The organism is Raineya sp., assembly GCF_053497555.1.
Genome location: NZ_JBRCWE010000021.1, coordinates 1 through 13,694, shown reverse-complemented (window position 1 = coordinate 13,694; position 13,694 = coordinate 1). Strand labels below are relative to the sequence as shown.

Annotated in this window: 15 protein-coding genes and 1 tRNA gene; 7 read left to right on the top strand and 9 right to left on the bottom strand. The window is 36.7% G+C overall.

Features of this window, described 5'->3' with window-relative positions; genetic code table 11:
- Window positions 1-126 precede the first annotated feature (126 nt).
- The 4 genes from ACWITO_RS02260 to ACWITO_RS02245 form a co-directional block, all read right to left on the bottom strand.
- Window positions 127-621, bottom strand: coding sequence for an Arm DNA-binding domain-containing protein (locus ACWITO_RS02260; protein ID WP_448528384.1), 495 nt, complete (start codon window positions 619-621; stop codon window positions 127-129).
- 181 nt (window positions 622-802) lie between these two features.
- Window positions 803-889, bottom strand: a tRNA-Ser gene (locus ACWITO_RS02255).
- Window positions 890-1,156: 267 nt separating this feature from the next.
- A complete protein-coding gene (locus tag ACWITO_RS02250; protein WP_448528383.1) occupies window positions 1,157-1,582 on the bottom strand; it encodes an IS1/IS1595 family N-terminal zinc-binding domain-containing protein in 426 nt (141 codons plus the stop codon).
- A gap of 153 nt (window positions 1,583-1,735) precedes the next feature.
- Window positions 1,736-2,857 (bottom strand): glycosyltransferase family 4 protein, encoded by a 1,122-nt coding sequence (locus tag ACWITO_RS02245; RefSeq protein WP_448528382.1) that lies wholly within the window; start codon window positions 2,855-2,857, stop codon window positions 1,736-1,738.
- A gap of 162 nt (window positions 2,858-3,019) precedes the next feature.
- Here ACWITO_RS02245 and ACWITO_RS02240 point away from each other — a divergent pair, with 162 nt between their 5' ends.
- A complete protein-coding gene (locus ACWITO_RS02240; RefSeq protein ID WP_448528381.1) occupies window positions 3,020-3,346 on the top strand; it encodes a phasin family protein in 327 nt (108 codons plus the stop codon).
- 154 nt (window positions 3,347-3,500) lie between these two features.
- The gene (locus tag ACWITO_RS02235; RefSeq protein WP_448528380.1) at window positions 3,501-4,133 is read left to right on the top strand and encodes a TetR/AcrR family transcriptional regulator; all 633 of its coding nucleotides are present in this window, start codon (window positions 3,501-3,503) and stop codon (window positions 4,131-4,133) included.
- Here the strand turns inward: ACWITO_RS02235 and ACWITO_RS02230 are convergent.
- Both ACWITO_RS02230 and ACWITO_RS02225 read right to left on the bottom strand, forming a co-directional pair.
- The gene (locus tag ACWITO_RS02230) at window positions 4,130-4,345 is read right to left on the bottom strand and encodes a hypothetical protein (protein ID WP_448528379.1); all 216 of its coding nucleotides are present in this window, start codon (window positions 4,343-4,345) and stop codon (window positions 4,130-4,132) included. The genes ACWITO_RS02235 and ACWITO_RS02230 overlap by 4 nt on opposite strands.
- Window positions 4,314-4,583 (bottom strand): hypothetical protein, encoded by a 270-nt coding sequence (locus tag ACWITO_RS02225; RefSeq protein ID WP_448528378.1) that lies wholly within the window; start codon window positions 4,581-4,583, stop codon window positions 4,314-4,316. The genes ACWITO_RS02230 and ACWITO_RS02225 overlap by 32 nt, the downstream gene beginning before the upstream one ends.
- Before the next feature lie 213 nt (window positions 4,584-4,796).
- Here ACWITO_RS02225 and acpP point away from each other — a divergent pair, with 213 nt between their 5' ends.
- The 3 genes from acpP (at window position 4,797) to ACWITO_RS02210 (ending at window position 7,762) form a co-directional block, all read left to right on the top strand.
- The gene (gene acpP / locus ACWITO_RS02220; RefSeq protein WP_448528377.1) at window positions 4,797-5,063 is read left to right on the top strand and encodes an acyl carrier protein; all 267 of its coding nucleotides are present in this window, start codon (window positions 4,797-4,799) and stop codon (window positions 5,061-5,063) included.
- A 112-nt stretch (window positions 5,064-5,175) separates the two neighbouring features.
- The gene (locus tag ACWITO_RS02215) at window positions 5,176-7,248 is read left to right on the top strand and encodes a TonB-dependent receptor plug domain-containing protein (RefSeq protein WP_448528376.1); all 2,073 of its coding nucleotides are present in this window, start codon (window positions 5,176-5,178) and stop codon (window positions 7,246-7,248) included.
- A gap of 1 nt (window position 7,249) precedes the next feature.
- On the top strand, window positions 7,250-7,762 hold the full coding sequence (locus ACWITO_RS02210) for a gamma carbonic anhydrase family protein (RefSeq protein ID WP_448528375.1): 513 nt from the start codon (window positions 7,250-7,252) through the stop codon (window positions 7,760-7,762).
- Window positions 7,763-7,861: 99 nt separating this feature from the next.
- Here the strand turns inward: ACWITO_RS02210 and ACWITO_RS02205 are convergent, their stop codons facing one another.
- Together ACWITO_RS02205 and ACWITO_RS02200 are read right to left on the bottom strand one after the other, a co-directional pair.
- Window positions 7,862-9,049 carry a hypothetical protein gene (locus ACWITO_RS02205; RefSeq protein WP_448528374.1) on the bottom strand — a complete coding sequence of 396 codons (1,188 nt, stop codon included), beginning with the start codon at window positions 9,047-9,049 and terminating at the stop codon, window positions 7,862-7,864.
- Window positions 9,050-9,225: 176 nt separating this feature from the next.
- Window positions 9,226-10,749 carry a sodium:solute symporter gene (locus tag ACWITO_RS02200; RefSeq protein WP_448528373.1) on the bottom strand — a complete coding sequence of 508 codons (1,524 nt, stop codon included), beginning with the start codon at window positions 10,747-10,749 and terminating at the stop codon, window positions 9,226-9,228.
- A 90-nt stretch (window positions 10,750-10,839) separates the two neighbouring features.
- On the opposite strand from ACWITO_RS02200, the gene ACWITO_RS02195 reads away from it, so the two are divergent.
- The gene (locus tag ACWITO_RS02195; protein ID WP_448528372.1) at window positions 10,840-12,012 is read left to right on the top strand and encodes a LysM peptidoglycan-binding domain-containing protein; all 1,173 of its coding nucleotides are present in this window, start codon (window positions 10,840-10,842) and stop codon (window positions 12,010-12,012) included.
- Window positions 12,013-12,025: 13 nt separating this feature from the next.
- Complete coding sequence (locus tag ACWITO_RS02190) at window positions 12,026-12,976, top strand: type IX secretion system membrane protein PorP/SprF (RefSeq protein ID WP_448528371.1); 951 nt, start codon at window positions 12,026-12,028, stop codon at window positions 12,974-12,976.
- A 184-nt stretch (window positions 12,977-13,160) separates the two neighbouring features.
- Here ACWITO_RS02190 and ACWITO_RS02185 read toward each other — a convergent pair whose 3' ends face one another.
- The gene (locus ACWITO_RS02185) at window positions 13,161-13,496 is read right to left on the bottom strand and encodes a hypothetical protein (protein WP_448528370.1); all 336 of its coding nucleotides are present in this window, start codon (window positions 13,494-13,496) and stop codon (window positions 13,161-13,163) included.
- Between the last annotated feature and the right edge of the window lie 198 nt (window positions 13,497-13,694).

Genomic DNA, 13,694 nt, shown 5'->3' with positions numbered 1-13,694 from the left:
ACTTCCTACTTGTAAATGTGGTATTATATACCTTTTTATATTATCTTTGCTTAAGATTTCCATGAAAAGTAATATTTTAGTTTCAGCACCTAAATATACAACTTTCATTGGAAATCTTTTTCAATCCTAAACAACTTCAATATCTACTTTGGTGATTTGTTCGCTGGGTTTGTCGTGTAGGTTACTTTTTTCCAAAAACTGCTTGATTTTTCGGAAATAGGATTTGTCTCTGTGGTTTGTAGTTTCAGAATTGTTTTTGGCTCTTATAGTTTGCACCTTTTCCAAATCTTGCAGAATAGTTGTTTTATAGCTTTTCACCTCAATTTTGGTGTTTTTACCTAAAAACTCGTTTTTGATGTCCTGCAAGGTGTAAATTTGCCCTTTGAGCTCAAAATTTTGTTTGATTTGAATAAGGGTTGTTTTGATTTTGGAAAGAGCTTCATTGATGTAAAGGCTATTTTCGCCGTAAGCCTTCTGCTTGGCTTGTTTCCAGTTTTTCGGTTCAATGGCAAGTTTTGTACCGATGTCAATTTTCTTGCCGTCAATGGAGAGGGTGCAGATAATTTGAGCTGTACCTTTTCGGGTTACATAGTTTTTACGTACCCAGAACAGAATATTCATTTTTTTATCATAGAATTATGGGTTTAGTTGAACACTAACCCAAATTAAAAGAAAAATTGAAAGTGTTTTACAGGTGTTTGTAGAAGCCACGTTTGCAAGCAAATTGCAAGCGGTAGAAAAGTAGAAAGGGCATAAAAAAAGCCCTAAAACTTTGCAGTTTAGAGCCAAAACAAGATTTTTGAGGAGAGGAGGGGATTCGAACCCCCGATACGGTTTCCCGCATACACGCTTTCCAGGCGTGCCCCTTCAACCACTCGGGCACCTCTCCGATAGGTTTGAAACCTTTTTAATCTTAATAACTCTGCAAAATGCCGAATCCTTGTCAAAAAAGGCTTGCAAAACTACTAATTTAATCTTTTTCTCGCAATAAATTTTCGTAATTATTTATGTTCAAAAAATTCATCGTTTGATGTTCAAGTCTTTATGTGCTTTATCTCTCATTTTTCTATCCGACATCTATTTTCTAAAATCCTGTTTCCTGTATCTTGCTTCCTGTTTCCTTACTGCAAACTATACATAGACAATTACAAATTTTCTATTTTTCTTTCCGAAAACGCTCCCATTTGATAAGCATAAATTTATCACCAATCTCCGTAATTATCATTCCCGCTCCTTTCAAATTCGTAGGATTTTGCATAAACTCTGTGAGCTCCTGATGATTAAAAATCCGATAAGTGGGGTGATATTCATAGTTTTCGGGAGCTTTAATTTTATACTTACGAACCCAATTCATCACTGAAACGTGGCTTATACCTAAAATTCGTTCAATTTCCCGATAGCTTATGCCCTCTAAATGCAGTTGTAAAGCCTTTACTACGTAGTAGCTATCAATTTGCTTACCTTGCTTCTGAACCGTAAAAAAATAGTTGCAGTCCTTGCAACGAAATCGTTGCCTTTGGGCTACAATACCACTTTTTATCACATTGAGCGAGTTGCAACGAGGGCAATGTTTTTTGGACATCTTGCAAGAAAATATTTGGATTTACAAAGAAACTGAGTTGTTATGTACGTTCAAAAATTCGGAGTTGAAGCTTTACTTATCTTTGATTTTTAGTGTTAAACATCAATTGTCTAAAATCTTGTTTCCTGCTTCTTATTTTCAACTTCCTTACTGCTAAACATTTTTAGCCTTCAAAACTTCTTGAATAGCTAAAACATATTTTTCAAAAACGATTTTTTCGTCAAAATAAGTTTCTACGAGTTTTCGGCTATTTTCTCCCATTTGTTGGCGTTCCTTTTCAGAAAGCAAAAGCATTTGTATCATTGTTTGTGCCAAACTTTCAGCACTGCGAACTTGGCATAAAAAGCCATTTTCATTGTTTCTAACCACTTCTTTGCAACCTGCTACATTGGTAGCAATGAGCGGTTTTGCCATTGCGGCGGCTTCCAGAAGCGAACGAGGTGTGCCTTCCCGATACGAAGGCAATACCACTACATCTGCTTCTGCTATGTAGGGACGAACATCAGCCTTTTTCCCTAAATATTCTACTTCTTTTTGCCAGATCTCAACTTCTTGCGGGCTGATGTTCAAAGGATTTTTGGGATTATCCTCAAAATCGCCCAACAAGCGAAAAATGGCTTTGGGGTATTGTTTTTTCACAATTTTACAAGCCTCAACAAACTCCCTTACGCCTTTGTCGTAAATGAGGCGAGCAATCATCAAAAATACGAAATTTTCTTTTGTGGTGCTTGGCATAGGGGCAAATTTTTCCAAATTTACCCCTGAACCGGGCAGAAGGTCTGAAATTTCAGGCTTGATAAGTTTTTTCTGAATAAAGAGCATTCTATCTTCTGCATTTTGAAAAAAAACTTTGCTTGCATAGCGAAAAGCAAGGCGATATAAAAAATGAGCTATCCGAGAGGCAAAATTTCTATGCAAAAAAGTGGTACCAAGCCCCGAAACATTGTTGATACAAGGAATTTTGAGCCGCTGGCAGGCAAGTGTTCCGTAGATATTTGGTTTTATCGTAAAATGCAAAACTACATCGGGCTGAATTTGGCGATAAATTCGGAGCAGTTGTCTGTGAAAGGCTAAATCTTTCAGAGGATTAGTGCCTTTGTTTTCTAAAACAATTTCCCTATATTCAATATTCCAAGTCTGTATTTTTTCGGTATAAGCATCTTTGGGGGCTAAAATGTAAATTTTATAGCCTTTTGTTAGCAAAAAATTCACTAAACCCGCCCGAAAGTTGTAGATATTCCAAGAAGTATTGGCAACCAAAATTATTTTTAGCATAAAACTTTGAAAAGTACAAAAAAATAACTTGATAAATGCAAAAAAAATAAATTTTCACGAAAAAATGTAAATTTTTTTAATCTTTTTTGCTGATAGTATGCTATCAGCCTATTAACTTTGTATCAAGAAAATGAAAGTTTCACCCCAAAACCACATACATTTATGCAAGATTTGTTCAAAAAATTCATCTACACAGGCATTGGTTTCATTTCTATCACTGCCGAAACCTTGAAAAACACTGTTGAAAAACTCGTAGAAGAAAGCAAACTTTCTGGCGACGAAGGTAAAAAAATTCTTGATGAATTTACCAAAAACACCGAAGCCAAAAAGAAAGAATTTGAAGAGCAACTATCTAAAATTGTTGAAAAAGTAACTGCTCGTTTCAAATTTGTAACGGAAAGCGATTTGCAAGAGGTGATAAAAAGAATAGAAGTTTTGGAAGGCAAAGAGCCTGCCGAAAAAACCACTAAGAAAACTGTGAAGGCTTAAATGAAAAAGCACCAACCTTGAAAAATGGTTGGTGTTTTTGTTTGATGAAACCACTTAAAAAATAAGGTGGCATTTTTTTTGCTAAAAATTTTGAGCCAATGTATCATAAAAATTAAATTTGCACGTTTTTGAAAATATGCTTATGTTTTGATGTATGAAAAAAAGAGAACAAAACAAGTTGGCTCGTAAAGCCCGAATTATTGAAGTAGCTGAAAAACTCTTTTTTGAAAAAGGCTTGCGAAATGTAACAATGGACGAAGTTGCGGGGCGTTTGCGTTATAGCAAAGCTACGGTGTATAGCTATTTTTCAAGCAAAGATGAGCTATTTTTTGAGATTTGCCAGCGGGGAAATGCCATCTTACAGAAACAACTGCAAGAGGCAATAGCCCAACAAGCCCTTGGTGTAGATAAAGTAAGAGCTATCGGTAGAAGCTTTTTTGAGTTTGCCCTCAACTATCCACACTATTACAAATTTATCTCTTATTTTGTTTCGGGAAGCGATTTTGCCATAGATGAAGCTCTGGAAGTAAAAATGCTACATCTGGATAAAGTTTTGGTAGATTCTATTCAGAAAGGTATTGAAGATGGTAGTATTCGTGAGGTAAATCCTCAACTGGTTTCTAAATGTTTGTGGGCTATGGCTACGGGAATTTTGGATATGATTTTCCAAAAAGGCGATATGATGGAAAAGCATCTAAACATTGGAAAGGTAAATCTTTTTGAAACATTTTTTCAGCTATTAGAGCAAAGTCTTGCCCGAAATCTTGCCGCCAACCGAGAAGTTTAGTGCTTGCTTTCTTTCCCAAAAACTTTCTGATAAATTGGCTTTCGGTAAGCAAACTGAAAGTATAGAATAGGGTAGAGCAAAATATCTAATGGCTTGAAAGGGGTTTCAAACTCAATTTCATCAATAATTTCTGCTTGCTCGCTATCTTTATGGATAATGCGATGCTTGTGTTTCCATTTTTTATAGGAAGAAAGGTAGCTTGATACCCTCATCAATAAAATAAATCTCTTCTTTGCTTTCCTTTTTTTCGGTAATGATACTTTCCCATTGTTGCTTAAAAAGTAAAAAATCCAGTTCTACAGCTACGTGGTCTTGGGTGTTGGAGCCATCAAACCTTAAAAGTTTTAATCTTGGGAAAGGTGGCGAAAGTTTGAGAAATAACTCTTTGGTAAAAAGTCTGAATACTTGTTTGAAAGAGGTGCCGACCGTCGTAGCAATTTTGATTTGCATAAAAGTTTGTTGGAAAATTCAAAGAAAAACTGCATACAATAAAAGAAATTTTGAAAATTTTTCCAAAAAAAAACTTCTTGAAATAGATTTAGGAATGATTATTGTAGTGCTTTGGTAGAAATGAAAATAATTATTTTAGCAAGAAACTTTGTCAAGCAAAAAAGTTTCCTTACCTTTGTTCGGTATTCATACTAATTTAACCCCGTTTTGCCTATGAAAAATGTTAAACAAACTGTACTTGATATTCTCAAAGAAAAATTAGAATTACCCGAGTCGGTGCTAACGATGGAGGCTAATTTTATTAAAGATTTGGGAGTAGATTCTTTGGATTACATTGAAGTAGTAATGGCATTCGAACAGGCTTTTGGTATCAATATCCCTGATACCGATACCGAGAAAATGCGTACCGTAGGAGCCGCCATTGACTACATTGAGGAGCGTTTAGCCTCTGCCCAAAACGAAGAGGAGAAAGTCGCTTAAATTCTTCTTACACTTTGCTCTAAAACTTTTTGAAAGAAATTGCTCTCTTTCGGAAATTTTTTTATTTTTGTCTGAATTTTCGACAAAAACACTAAAACTATACCATATTATTATGAATAGAAGCAAGTTTTTCTTGTTAGTAGCACTATGCTTTTACTCTAATTTTTGGCTCAAAGCCCAAGACACTGATACTTCTCGTATCAAACTCTTTAGAAGTTCCAAAGAAGATATTGAGCAGATTCTCAAAAAGGCTGAACCTACCGTAGAATTAGAGGTAGAAATTGCTAGTAAGCAAAAGCAAGCCATAGAAGAAGCCCCCTCTATTATTTCGGTGGTTACACGTGAAGATATAGAAAACTATGGTTTTCGGGATATTACGGATATTTTGCGTTTGGTGCCAGGCTTTGAGTATGCTATTGATGTGCAAAGCCTTTTTGGGATAGGTTTTAGAGGAATGTGGGGACACGAGGGCAAAGTACTTGTGATGATAGATAACCACCCTATCAACTGCTTTGGCTACGGAAATACGAATTTTTTTGGTCATTTACCTGCCTCTGTGATAGAACGTATTGAGATAATCCGAGGACCAGGCAGTGCTTTGTATGGTACTTTTGCGGAGGTAGCTGTAATCAATATTATCACCAAAACAGGTAAGGGCTTGCAAGGGGCAGAAATAGCTTTACAAGGCGGTGCAGTAGGAAATAATGGCATTTTCGGTTCGCAGGCGAGTGTAGGTTACAACGACCTTTCCCGAGAGCTGGATATATCGGCAAATATTGCTTTTACTTATCACCCTATTTCTAATCAGATTTATGAAGATTTTTGGGGTAATACCATACAATTGGGTAATCAGAACTCTTGGCGGCATTTTCAGAATATTTCTGCCAAAGTTTCTTACAAAAACTTTTATTTCAGCTTTAATAGAATGAACCAACGCTGGCTAAGCCCTGACGAATTTACAACTATTTTTCCTACCAATAATCAAGGAAACATAGTCAATAAGTTAAACCACTTTATGGAAGGCTATCAGTTGGGTAATAGGTTCAAGTTATCGGATAATTTTTATTTTATACCACGTTTTGAGTATGCTCGGGGCAATCCTGTTACTGCCAAAGAAATACCTGCTTCCAATTTAGATGAAAATTATAGCACCGTTTGTCAAAGATTTACGCCTGAAATTAGCTTTCAGTATGCAGGCGGGAAAAATCAAGTAGATTTTGGAGGAGGTTTTATTGCCAATACTGTAAGCAGTTTTGCTCGTGATGCTTCGCCTGCTATGATTGTGGCAGAAGGCGATAGTGTAAGTTTTGTACGTAGAGATGCGTTTTACGTATTTGGTCAGTATATTCGTAAATTTGAACCATTTATTTTAAGCGTAGGAGGCAGGTATGAAAATACCTTTTGGGGCAATGCTTTTGCTCCACGTGCCGCTCTCAATTACATTGCTCCCAACCAAAAGTTTTATGCCAAGTTGCTATACGGCGAGGCATTCCGAGTACCACTAATTTGGCAAGTTTATTCGGCTCAATATTTTACTACCAATGCCAATCTTGTACCCGAATTAAGTCGTACTTTTGAGTTTGAAATTGGCTACAAGCAAAAAGGTAATTTTCGTATTTCAACTAACTTCTTCCTTATCAATATCAATACCCCCATTGTTTATTTAGGTTCAGTAGATACTTATGTCAATTTTGGTAATATTCGCTCATTAGGGGCAGAGCTAAACACTGAATACAAAGTAGAAAAATGGGGTGCATTTGGCAATATTTCCTACACTCAGCCGCTTTCCGAATATACTACTACGGAATTTTTGGCAAGCGACCGCAGTCATTTTTTGGCTCTGCCTGCACTAAAAGTCAATGGCGGGGCGTATTTGGATTTGCCTCGCTTTACGATTTCTACCTACGCTACTTTCATAGGGGAGCGTTATGCTCAAACGCAAAATTTTGCTTTGAATAGTGATGATACCAATCCTTTCCTTGAAACAGAAGCCTATCCTTCGGTATTTTTGCAAAATATTCAAATCAAAGGGAAAAATATTTTCACGAATAACTTGCAAATAGGGCTTCAAGTACATAATATTTGGAACGCCAATTATGTGCTTTTGCAACCTTATTATGGCGGACACGCACCCTTTCCTTTGCAAAATAGGCAATGGTTTATAGAACTCAAATACAAATTCTGATATGGCTCTCATTATTCCTGTGCGTGGCTTTATGCCTAAATTTGGAAAAAATTGTTTTCTAGCCCCCAATGCCACTCTTATTGGTGATGTAGAAATGGGTGATGAATGTACTATTTGGTTCAATGCTGTGGTACGTGGAGATGTGAATAGTATCCGAATGGGTAATCGCTGTAATGTACAAGATGGAGCGGTAATACATTGCACTTACCAAAAATCCAATGTAATAATGGGAAATAATGTATCTGTGGCTCATAATGCCATTATTCACGGCTGTACCATAGAAGATAACGTGTTGGTAGGAATGGGAGCTATTATTATGGATAATGCCCATGTAGGTACAGGTTCTATTATTGCGGCAGGGGCGGTGGTGCTTGCAGGTACACGCATAGAGCCTCATAGCATTTGGGCGGGTAATCCTGCGAAATTCTTGAAACCTGTAGGCGATAAAGCCTCTGAAATTGAACGAATTGCAGGTAATTATCCTATGTATGCGAGTTGGTTTGAAAATAGCTAAGTACTGAGAGGTTTGGAGTAGCCTTAATACTTCAAACTTATCATACTTCACCTACAACTATAAATTTTGGCTTATAGTTGTAGGTTTTTATTTATCCATTTACTTATCATAGAAAAAGATATAGTGATTATCAAATAAATCGTGATAAGCTATCCAAAAGCGATTTACATTGTTCCAACTGATGTTTGTTTCAAAAACATACTCATTTGAAGGCATTTCTATATTGGGAAAATTGATGTTTTGACTGGTTGTCATTATTCCAAAATTAACTCTGCTTACTATATTATTGGGGTTTATGTTGGCACTATTGTTGGAATTTCTATACACCCAACTAACTTTTTGTAGATTGCCCTCTGGAGTAAGCGTAAGAGTGGGAACAATTAGGGGAACATTGTTGTACTTATTGCTTTGGTCATCAATGATAAAACTAAACATCTGCCCTTGATAATTTACCTTGTAAGTGCCTCCTATTGGCAGATTTTGAGTAATTAGGGGCGGGAAGTACACTTTTACATTTTTAACGCCTTGTTCAGTATTTACGGGAAATTGTGTAATTTGTTCGGAAGGAATTCCTTGATTGCTTGCCCAAGGAAAATAAAAATTTACCATATTCGGAGCATTTTCGTCTTGGGAAGAAAATGCCAATTTCCAGCCATCGGCAGATAAAGGCAATTGAATATTTGGAGTAAGGTTGCTCCCAAAAGTCCCCCCTTTGTAGAACCATAAAACCTGCAATCTATAAATTTTATTTTCTAAAATATCTATTTTGCCATTGTTATCTATATCGGGGTTTCTTACGGTTGGAGCAATATAATCATCAAAATTGGCGAGAATATTTTGCTCTTCATTATTTAGACCTATTTCATTTCCAAGAGGGTTGTGGCTGGGAGTGCCTACATTATTTTGAATATTGATATCTTTTAGGTCTATTTCTGCTATGTTGTCGCTAACGTTCAAAATAGGCAACGCCTCTAACCCATTTTTTAGGGATAAATAGCCAAGATATTCATCGGAAGTTCCTGCGAAAATGAGAAATGTTATCTTGTTTCTATCTACGGGTATAGAGAAAGAGTCGTTATTCACATTAGAAGTTCGATAATAACCTTCCTGATAGAAAATAATCACTTTAGAAATTGCGTTACCCAGCTCTCTACCTCCATTGTTAGCAATTCTACCTTTCAATAGGAGTTTATCTGATGAAAGGGCAGAAGGCTCTTTCTTTTTGCAAGCCAACAATACAAGAGCAAGCAGTAGCAAGTGTGCCAATTTAAAAAATACCTGTTTCATAACTCTATAAGTTTTAAGGTTAAACTTAATGCCATAAAGTTATGATAGCGAGTCAGTTTATACTATGATATAGGTTAATTTTTCAAATGATTTTAGCAAATAAAACTGGCTTTTTAGGCAAAAATAGCAAACAGCTATTCTCTGAAAAACTTTGTTTTACCAAAAGTTAGTAATCTTTACAAACTCTGTTGCTTGTTACTATGCAAGTCTGCTTTTTCAAGATATTGAGAATTCAAGCTAATCAGCCATAAACCTGCGTAATTGAGCAAGCCGTTGAGTAAAATAAGTTCATCGCCGAAAACATAACCCAGCCACTCTTTGGAGTTTTGAGCAATAACAAAAGCTATTACAGGGCATAACACGCAAACCCAAGGCACAAGTTTATCGCGTAAATTTCTTTTGGTAGTAATGCCAAAGGCAAAAAGCCCCAACAATGCCCCATAAGTATAACCTGCCGCCTGAAACAATGCTCCAATGATATTCATTTGTGGGTAGGCACTGCGTAATCTTTCAAAAAGCACTACAATCAGGAGCAAAAGCAGCGAAAACCCCAAATGTACCCAACGAACCGTTTTTTGGGCTTTATGTTCAGCGACTTCTTTTTTGGTAAGCCCAAGGAAATCTATGCAGAAAGAGGTAGTAAGCGAGGCGAGTGCCGAATCGCTACTGGCGTACGTTGCGGCGGTGATGCCCAAAAGAAAAGCAATACCTGCTATGCCGCCTAAATGCTCAAAAGCAAGTACAGGATAAACTTGGTCGGTGATGATTTTGCCATTTTGCGAAGGCAAGGCTATGCCTTTATTTTCAGCATAAAGGTAAAGCAAAGCTCCCATTACCAAAAAAACAAAATTGACTGCTACCAAAATCGTTACAAAAGAAAACATATTTTTTTGTGCCTCACGCAAGTTTTTGCAGGTGAGGTTTTTTTGCATAAGGTCTTGGTCTAGTCCTGTCATTGCAATTGCAATAAACATTCCTGCCAAAAACTGCTTGATGAAATGTTGTTTGCTTTCGGCAAAATTTTCCCAAAAAAAGATTTTAGAAAAAGGACTTTGGCTTACGGCAGTTGCTAAATTTTCTAAACTCCAACCTAAATCTTGCTTGATAGCCCCAATGGCAGAAAAAAGAGCCAGCAAGAGAAAAGAAGTTTGAAAAGTATCTGTCCAGACAATCGTTTTGATACCCCCACGAAACGTATAAAGCCAAATCAGAGAGATACTGATAGCAGTTGTCAGCCAAAAAGGGAAATCCCATTTGCCAAAAAGTCCAATTTGTAAGGCTTCCACAGCTAAAAACAAACGAAAAGCTGTACCTATGGTGCGTGAAAGCAAGAAAAAAGATGCTCCCGTTTTGTAGGTATATTTACCGAAACGGCTTTCAAGGTAGGTGTAAATGGAAATAAGTTGCAGTCGGTAATAAAGGGGCATTAACACCAAAGCAATTACCAAATAGCCTGCAACATAGCCCAAAACTATCTGAAAATAACCGAAAGAACGCAATAGCACTGCCCCAGGTATTGAAATGAACGTAACGCCTGAAAGCGAAGCTCCAATCATTCCGAAAGCTACCAAATACCAAGGCGATTGCCTATCAGCATTGAAAAAAGTAGTGCTTTGGGCATTGCGAGAAGTAAAATACGCTATCGTAAGTAATGAAAGGAAATAGGCTGAAAGTATAGATATAATCGTAAAAGGCGACATATAAGTTTTTTTTGCAAAGGTAAAATAAATTTGAACAAACTTTTGCAAGTCAGTTAAATTTAGCAATTTTGCTTTGGAAAATAAAAATTTATGATACTTTGTGAAAGCAGTCTGAAAAGTGAAAAAGGCTTACAAAGCCCTTGCAATCAGGATTATGTATTGGAGTTTTCGTGTTCTCAGGGGCATTTGTGGCTCGTAGCCGATGGAGAAGGCGAAAACTTGCGTGGTGTGCAAGCCTCACGTCTTTTGGCAGATACGATTCGCAGTTTTATTGAAGATAACAAAATGCCCAATAGCCAAGACTTACTTCGGAAAGCAATCATCAGGGCAAATGAAGTTTTACACAAAAAAATGCTTTTTGCTGAAGGGGCAATGGCTTTTCAGCAAGGGAATCAGGTTTTTATAGCTACTTTTGGCAAAAATAAAGCCTTACTTTGGGCAGGAAAAAACCTTCAAGAAATTCAAAGTACCAATCCCCAACTTGGGCAACAGGCAGTTATTCAACCCAATATTACGGCTCTGCCTATACAGAAAAATGCACAAATTTTACTTTTGAGCAAGGGAGCATTTTTGGGCTTGAATTTTGACCTCATCAAAAATACTTTGCAAAGCAGGCAAAATATTCAAGAAAAAGTAGAAAGTTTGATAAAGGCTTCTTTGCAGTCGAAAAATAATGAAAATAGTAGCATTGCTCTTATCTATTTCCCCCAAGAAAGTTTTTTGAAAGTAGCTCAAAGATTTTGGAAACCCATTCAGCCTTTTGTAGTGCCTGTATTGTTTTTGGCTACTATTGCTACCTTTGTAATTGTAACTCAGAAAGGTCATCAGCAAGAAGTGGAGCAGATAGAAAACGACCAAATTCAGTTTCAAAAAGCAAGAGAAAAGAAACGCCGTTTGGAAGATAGCCTTGCCCAAGTAGATAAAGCCAAAGATGTGATTATCAAGCACAAAGTACAAAAGGGTGAAACCATTGGTACAATTGCTCGCAAATACAATTCTACCGTAGAAGCCCTGATTTCTTTGAATATTTTAGACGATAAGGCAAATGTTGCCGTAGGACAAGAAATAAAAGTAAATGTGAAAATGATTTATACGCTTCCCAAAGCTCAAACTTTGGAAAGTTTGTATAGTGAGCGTTTCAAGCGTTGGGAAAAATTGGGCGTAACCATAGAAAATATACAAAAGGCAAACAAACCCAAAGAACTCAAAGGACTTTTGCCACAGGGTACGCAAATTATTATTCCTGCTCTCAACAAAAAATAAAATGTTTGTTTTGATGTTTATGTTGAACAAACGAGTTTCTTTGCTTTTCTTGTTTTTTGCTTTTTTGGAAAGCATAGGGCAAGATTTTCGCTATAACTTATATCAGTACAATGCTGTGGGTATCAATCCTGCTTGGGCGGGAATGCAAGAGCAGGCGAGCCTTTCGTATCATAGCCGAAGGCAAAATTTGGCGGTGAGCCATCACAGAACCCTAATGCTTTCAGCCTTGTACCCTGTGCTTCATAATGAAAGACATTTTGGAACGATAGGCATTAGTCTTTTTCAAGACAGACAAGGTTTTTTAGGAGAAGTAAATGCTTTTGAACTGCTTGCCGCTTGTAATATTCCTTTGCTAAAAGCTGAAAAAATTTCATTGGCGGTTGGTTTGCAAGGAGGTTCAAGGCAAATTTATGATGAACTCAAAGGTTCAGATTATTTTCCCGCTTGGTCAGGAGGTTTGATGTTTTATCAGCGTAAAAGCTCTTACCAAAATCGTTGGTTTGCAGGAATTTCACAATCTAATTGGCTCGGAAATGAACGCTATTTAGAGAATTATCAGTTTTATGGAAAATTGCGTACCATCTTGATAGCAGGTTTTGAAATAGCCCAAATCGGAAATTGGGCAATCATTCCGAATGTTAGAAGTATTTTGCAACAAGATGTAAATTTCACGAATTGGGGTGTAAGTTTGCGAAAGACCTTTTCAGATAATTCAGGAAATTGGTTTCGGTATGGCTCTTGGGGTGTTTCGGGCTGGTATGCACCTCGGCAGGGTTTTGTAGGGGCAATAGATATAGATACACCTGCCCTTACTATGGGGCTATCTTTGGGTTTTTCTAAAAAAGAACACTTTTTGAGTTATGGGAATAGCCGAGAGTTTATTGTAACTTTGAAAAGAACGATTGGAAGGAAGCTAAAAGAAGATAAGCCTTTTATCAGCGATAGCGAACCTACCATAGATTAAACGCAATTATTGAGGTATAGTTTGTAGTAAGAAAGTAGGAAAAAAGATACAGGAAACAAGATTTTAGAAATCAGTTAGAAAAGATGAGAGAAATGCTTAAACATCAATGATGAGCTTTTGAACGTAAATAATTACGATTAAACGAAACAAGGACGCTTTTGGGGCGTCCTTGCTGAATGTATAGTTAAAATTCATCATCATCTTCATCGTCAAAATCGTCCTCAAAATCCTCTTCGTCGTCCCAATTTTCGTCCTCATCATCATAGGCTTGGTCGTCGTCGTAATCATCGTCAAAATTGTCGTAATCCTCATCGTGAAGTTCTTCTAAATCTTCATCATCATAATCGTCCTCGTAGTCATCTTCGTAGTCGTCCTCATAGTCATCATCATAATCGTCCTCGTAGTCATCTTCGTAGTCGTCCTCGTAATCGTCTTCATTGCCCAAAACAAATTTAGAAGCGGAGAATTGAGGATATAGACCGAGTAATAATTCAAGCGGAGTTTGTTGTGGTAGTAACATAATTTATTTATTTTTCTGCTCAAATATAGCAAAAAGATTAAATTCCAAACAAAATTGCAATTTTTTTTTCAAAAAACTTTTTCGGAAAGATTTGCTCAAAGATTTTTAGAAAAATGCTTTTTTCTCGTAAATTTGAACGAGAAGTTTCTTTCTTTGAAACATTTTCCAATTTTCATACGGAAGTTGTTTAGGATTGAA

What these genes read in the sequence shown, in the direction of transcription:
- ACWITO_RS02260 (WP_448528384.1), bottom strand. Translation starts at nt 621, where the DNA reads ATGAATATTCTGTTCTGGGTACGTAAAAACTATGTAACCCGAAAAGGT.
- ACWITO_RS02250 (WP_448528383.1), bottom strand. Translation starts at nt 1,582, where the DNA reads ATGTCCAAAAAACATTGCCCTCGTTGCAACTCGCTCAATGTGATAAAA.
- ACWITO_RS02245 (WP_448528382.1), bottom strand. Translation starts at nt 2,857, where the DNA reads ATGCTAAAAATAATTTTGGTTGCCAATACTTCTTGGAATATCTACAAC.
- ACWITO_RS02240 (WP_448528381.1), top strand. Translation starts at nt 3,020, where the DNA reads ATGCAAGATTTGTTCAAAAAATTCATCTACACAGGCATTGGTTTCATT.
- ACWITO_RS02235 (WP_448528380.1), top strand. Translation starts at nt 3,501, where the DNA reads ATGAAAAAAAGAGAACAAAACAAGTTGGCTCGTAAAGCCCGAATTATT.
- ACWITO_RS02230 (WP_448528379.1), bottom strand. Translation starts at nt 4,345, where the DNA reads ATGAGGGTATCAAGCTACCTTTCTTCCTATAAAAAATGGAAACACAAG.
- ACWITO_RS02225 (WP_448528378.1), bottom strand. Translation starts at nt 4,583, where the DNA reads ATGCAAATCAAAATTGCTACGACGGTCGGCACCTCTTTCAAACAAGTA.
- acpP (WP_448528377.1), top strand. Translation starts at nt 4,797, where the DNA reads ATGAAAAATGTTAAACAAACTGTACTTGATATTCTCAAAGAAAAATTA.
- ACWITO_RS02215 (WP_448528376.1), top strand. Translation starts at nt 5,176, where the DNA reads ATGAATAGAAGCAAGTTTTTCTTGTTAGTAGCACTATGCTTTTACTCT.
- ACWITO_RS02210 (WP_448528375.1), top strand. Translation starts at nt 7,250, where the DNA reads ATGGCTCTCATTATTCCTGTGCGTGGCTTTATGCCTAAATTTGGAAAA.
- ACWITO_RS02205 (WP_448528374.1), bottom strand. Translation starts at nt 9,049, where the DNA reads ATGAAACAGGTATTTTTTAAATTGGCACACTTGCTACTGCTTGCTCTT.
- ACWITO_RS02200 (WP_448528373.1), bottom strand. Translation starts at nt 10,749, where the DNA reads ATGTCGCCTTTTACGATTATATCTATACTTTCAGCCTATTTCCTTTCA.
- ACWITO_RS02195 (WP_448528372.1), top strand. Translation starts at nt 10,840, where the DNA reads ATGATACTTTGTGAAAGCAGTCTGAAAAGTGAAAAAGGCTTACAAAGC.
- ACWITO_RS02190 (WP_448528371.1), top strand. Translation starts at nt 12,026, where the DNA reads ATGTTTATGTTGAACAAACGAGTTTCTTTGCTTTTCTTGTTTTTTGCT.
- ACWITO_RS02185 (WP_448528370.1), bottom strand. Translation starts at nt 13,496, where the DNA reads ATGTTACTACCACAACAAACTCCGCTTGAATTATTACTCGGTCTATAT.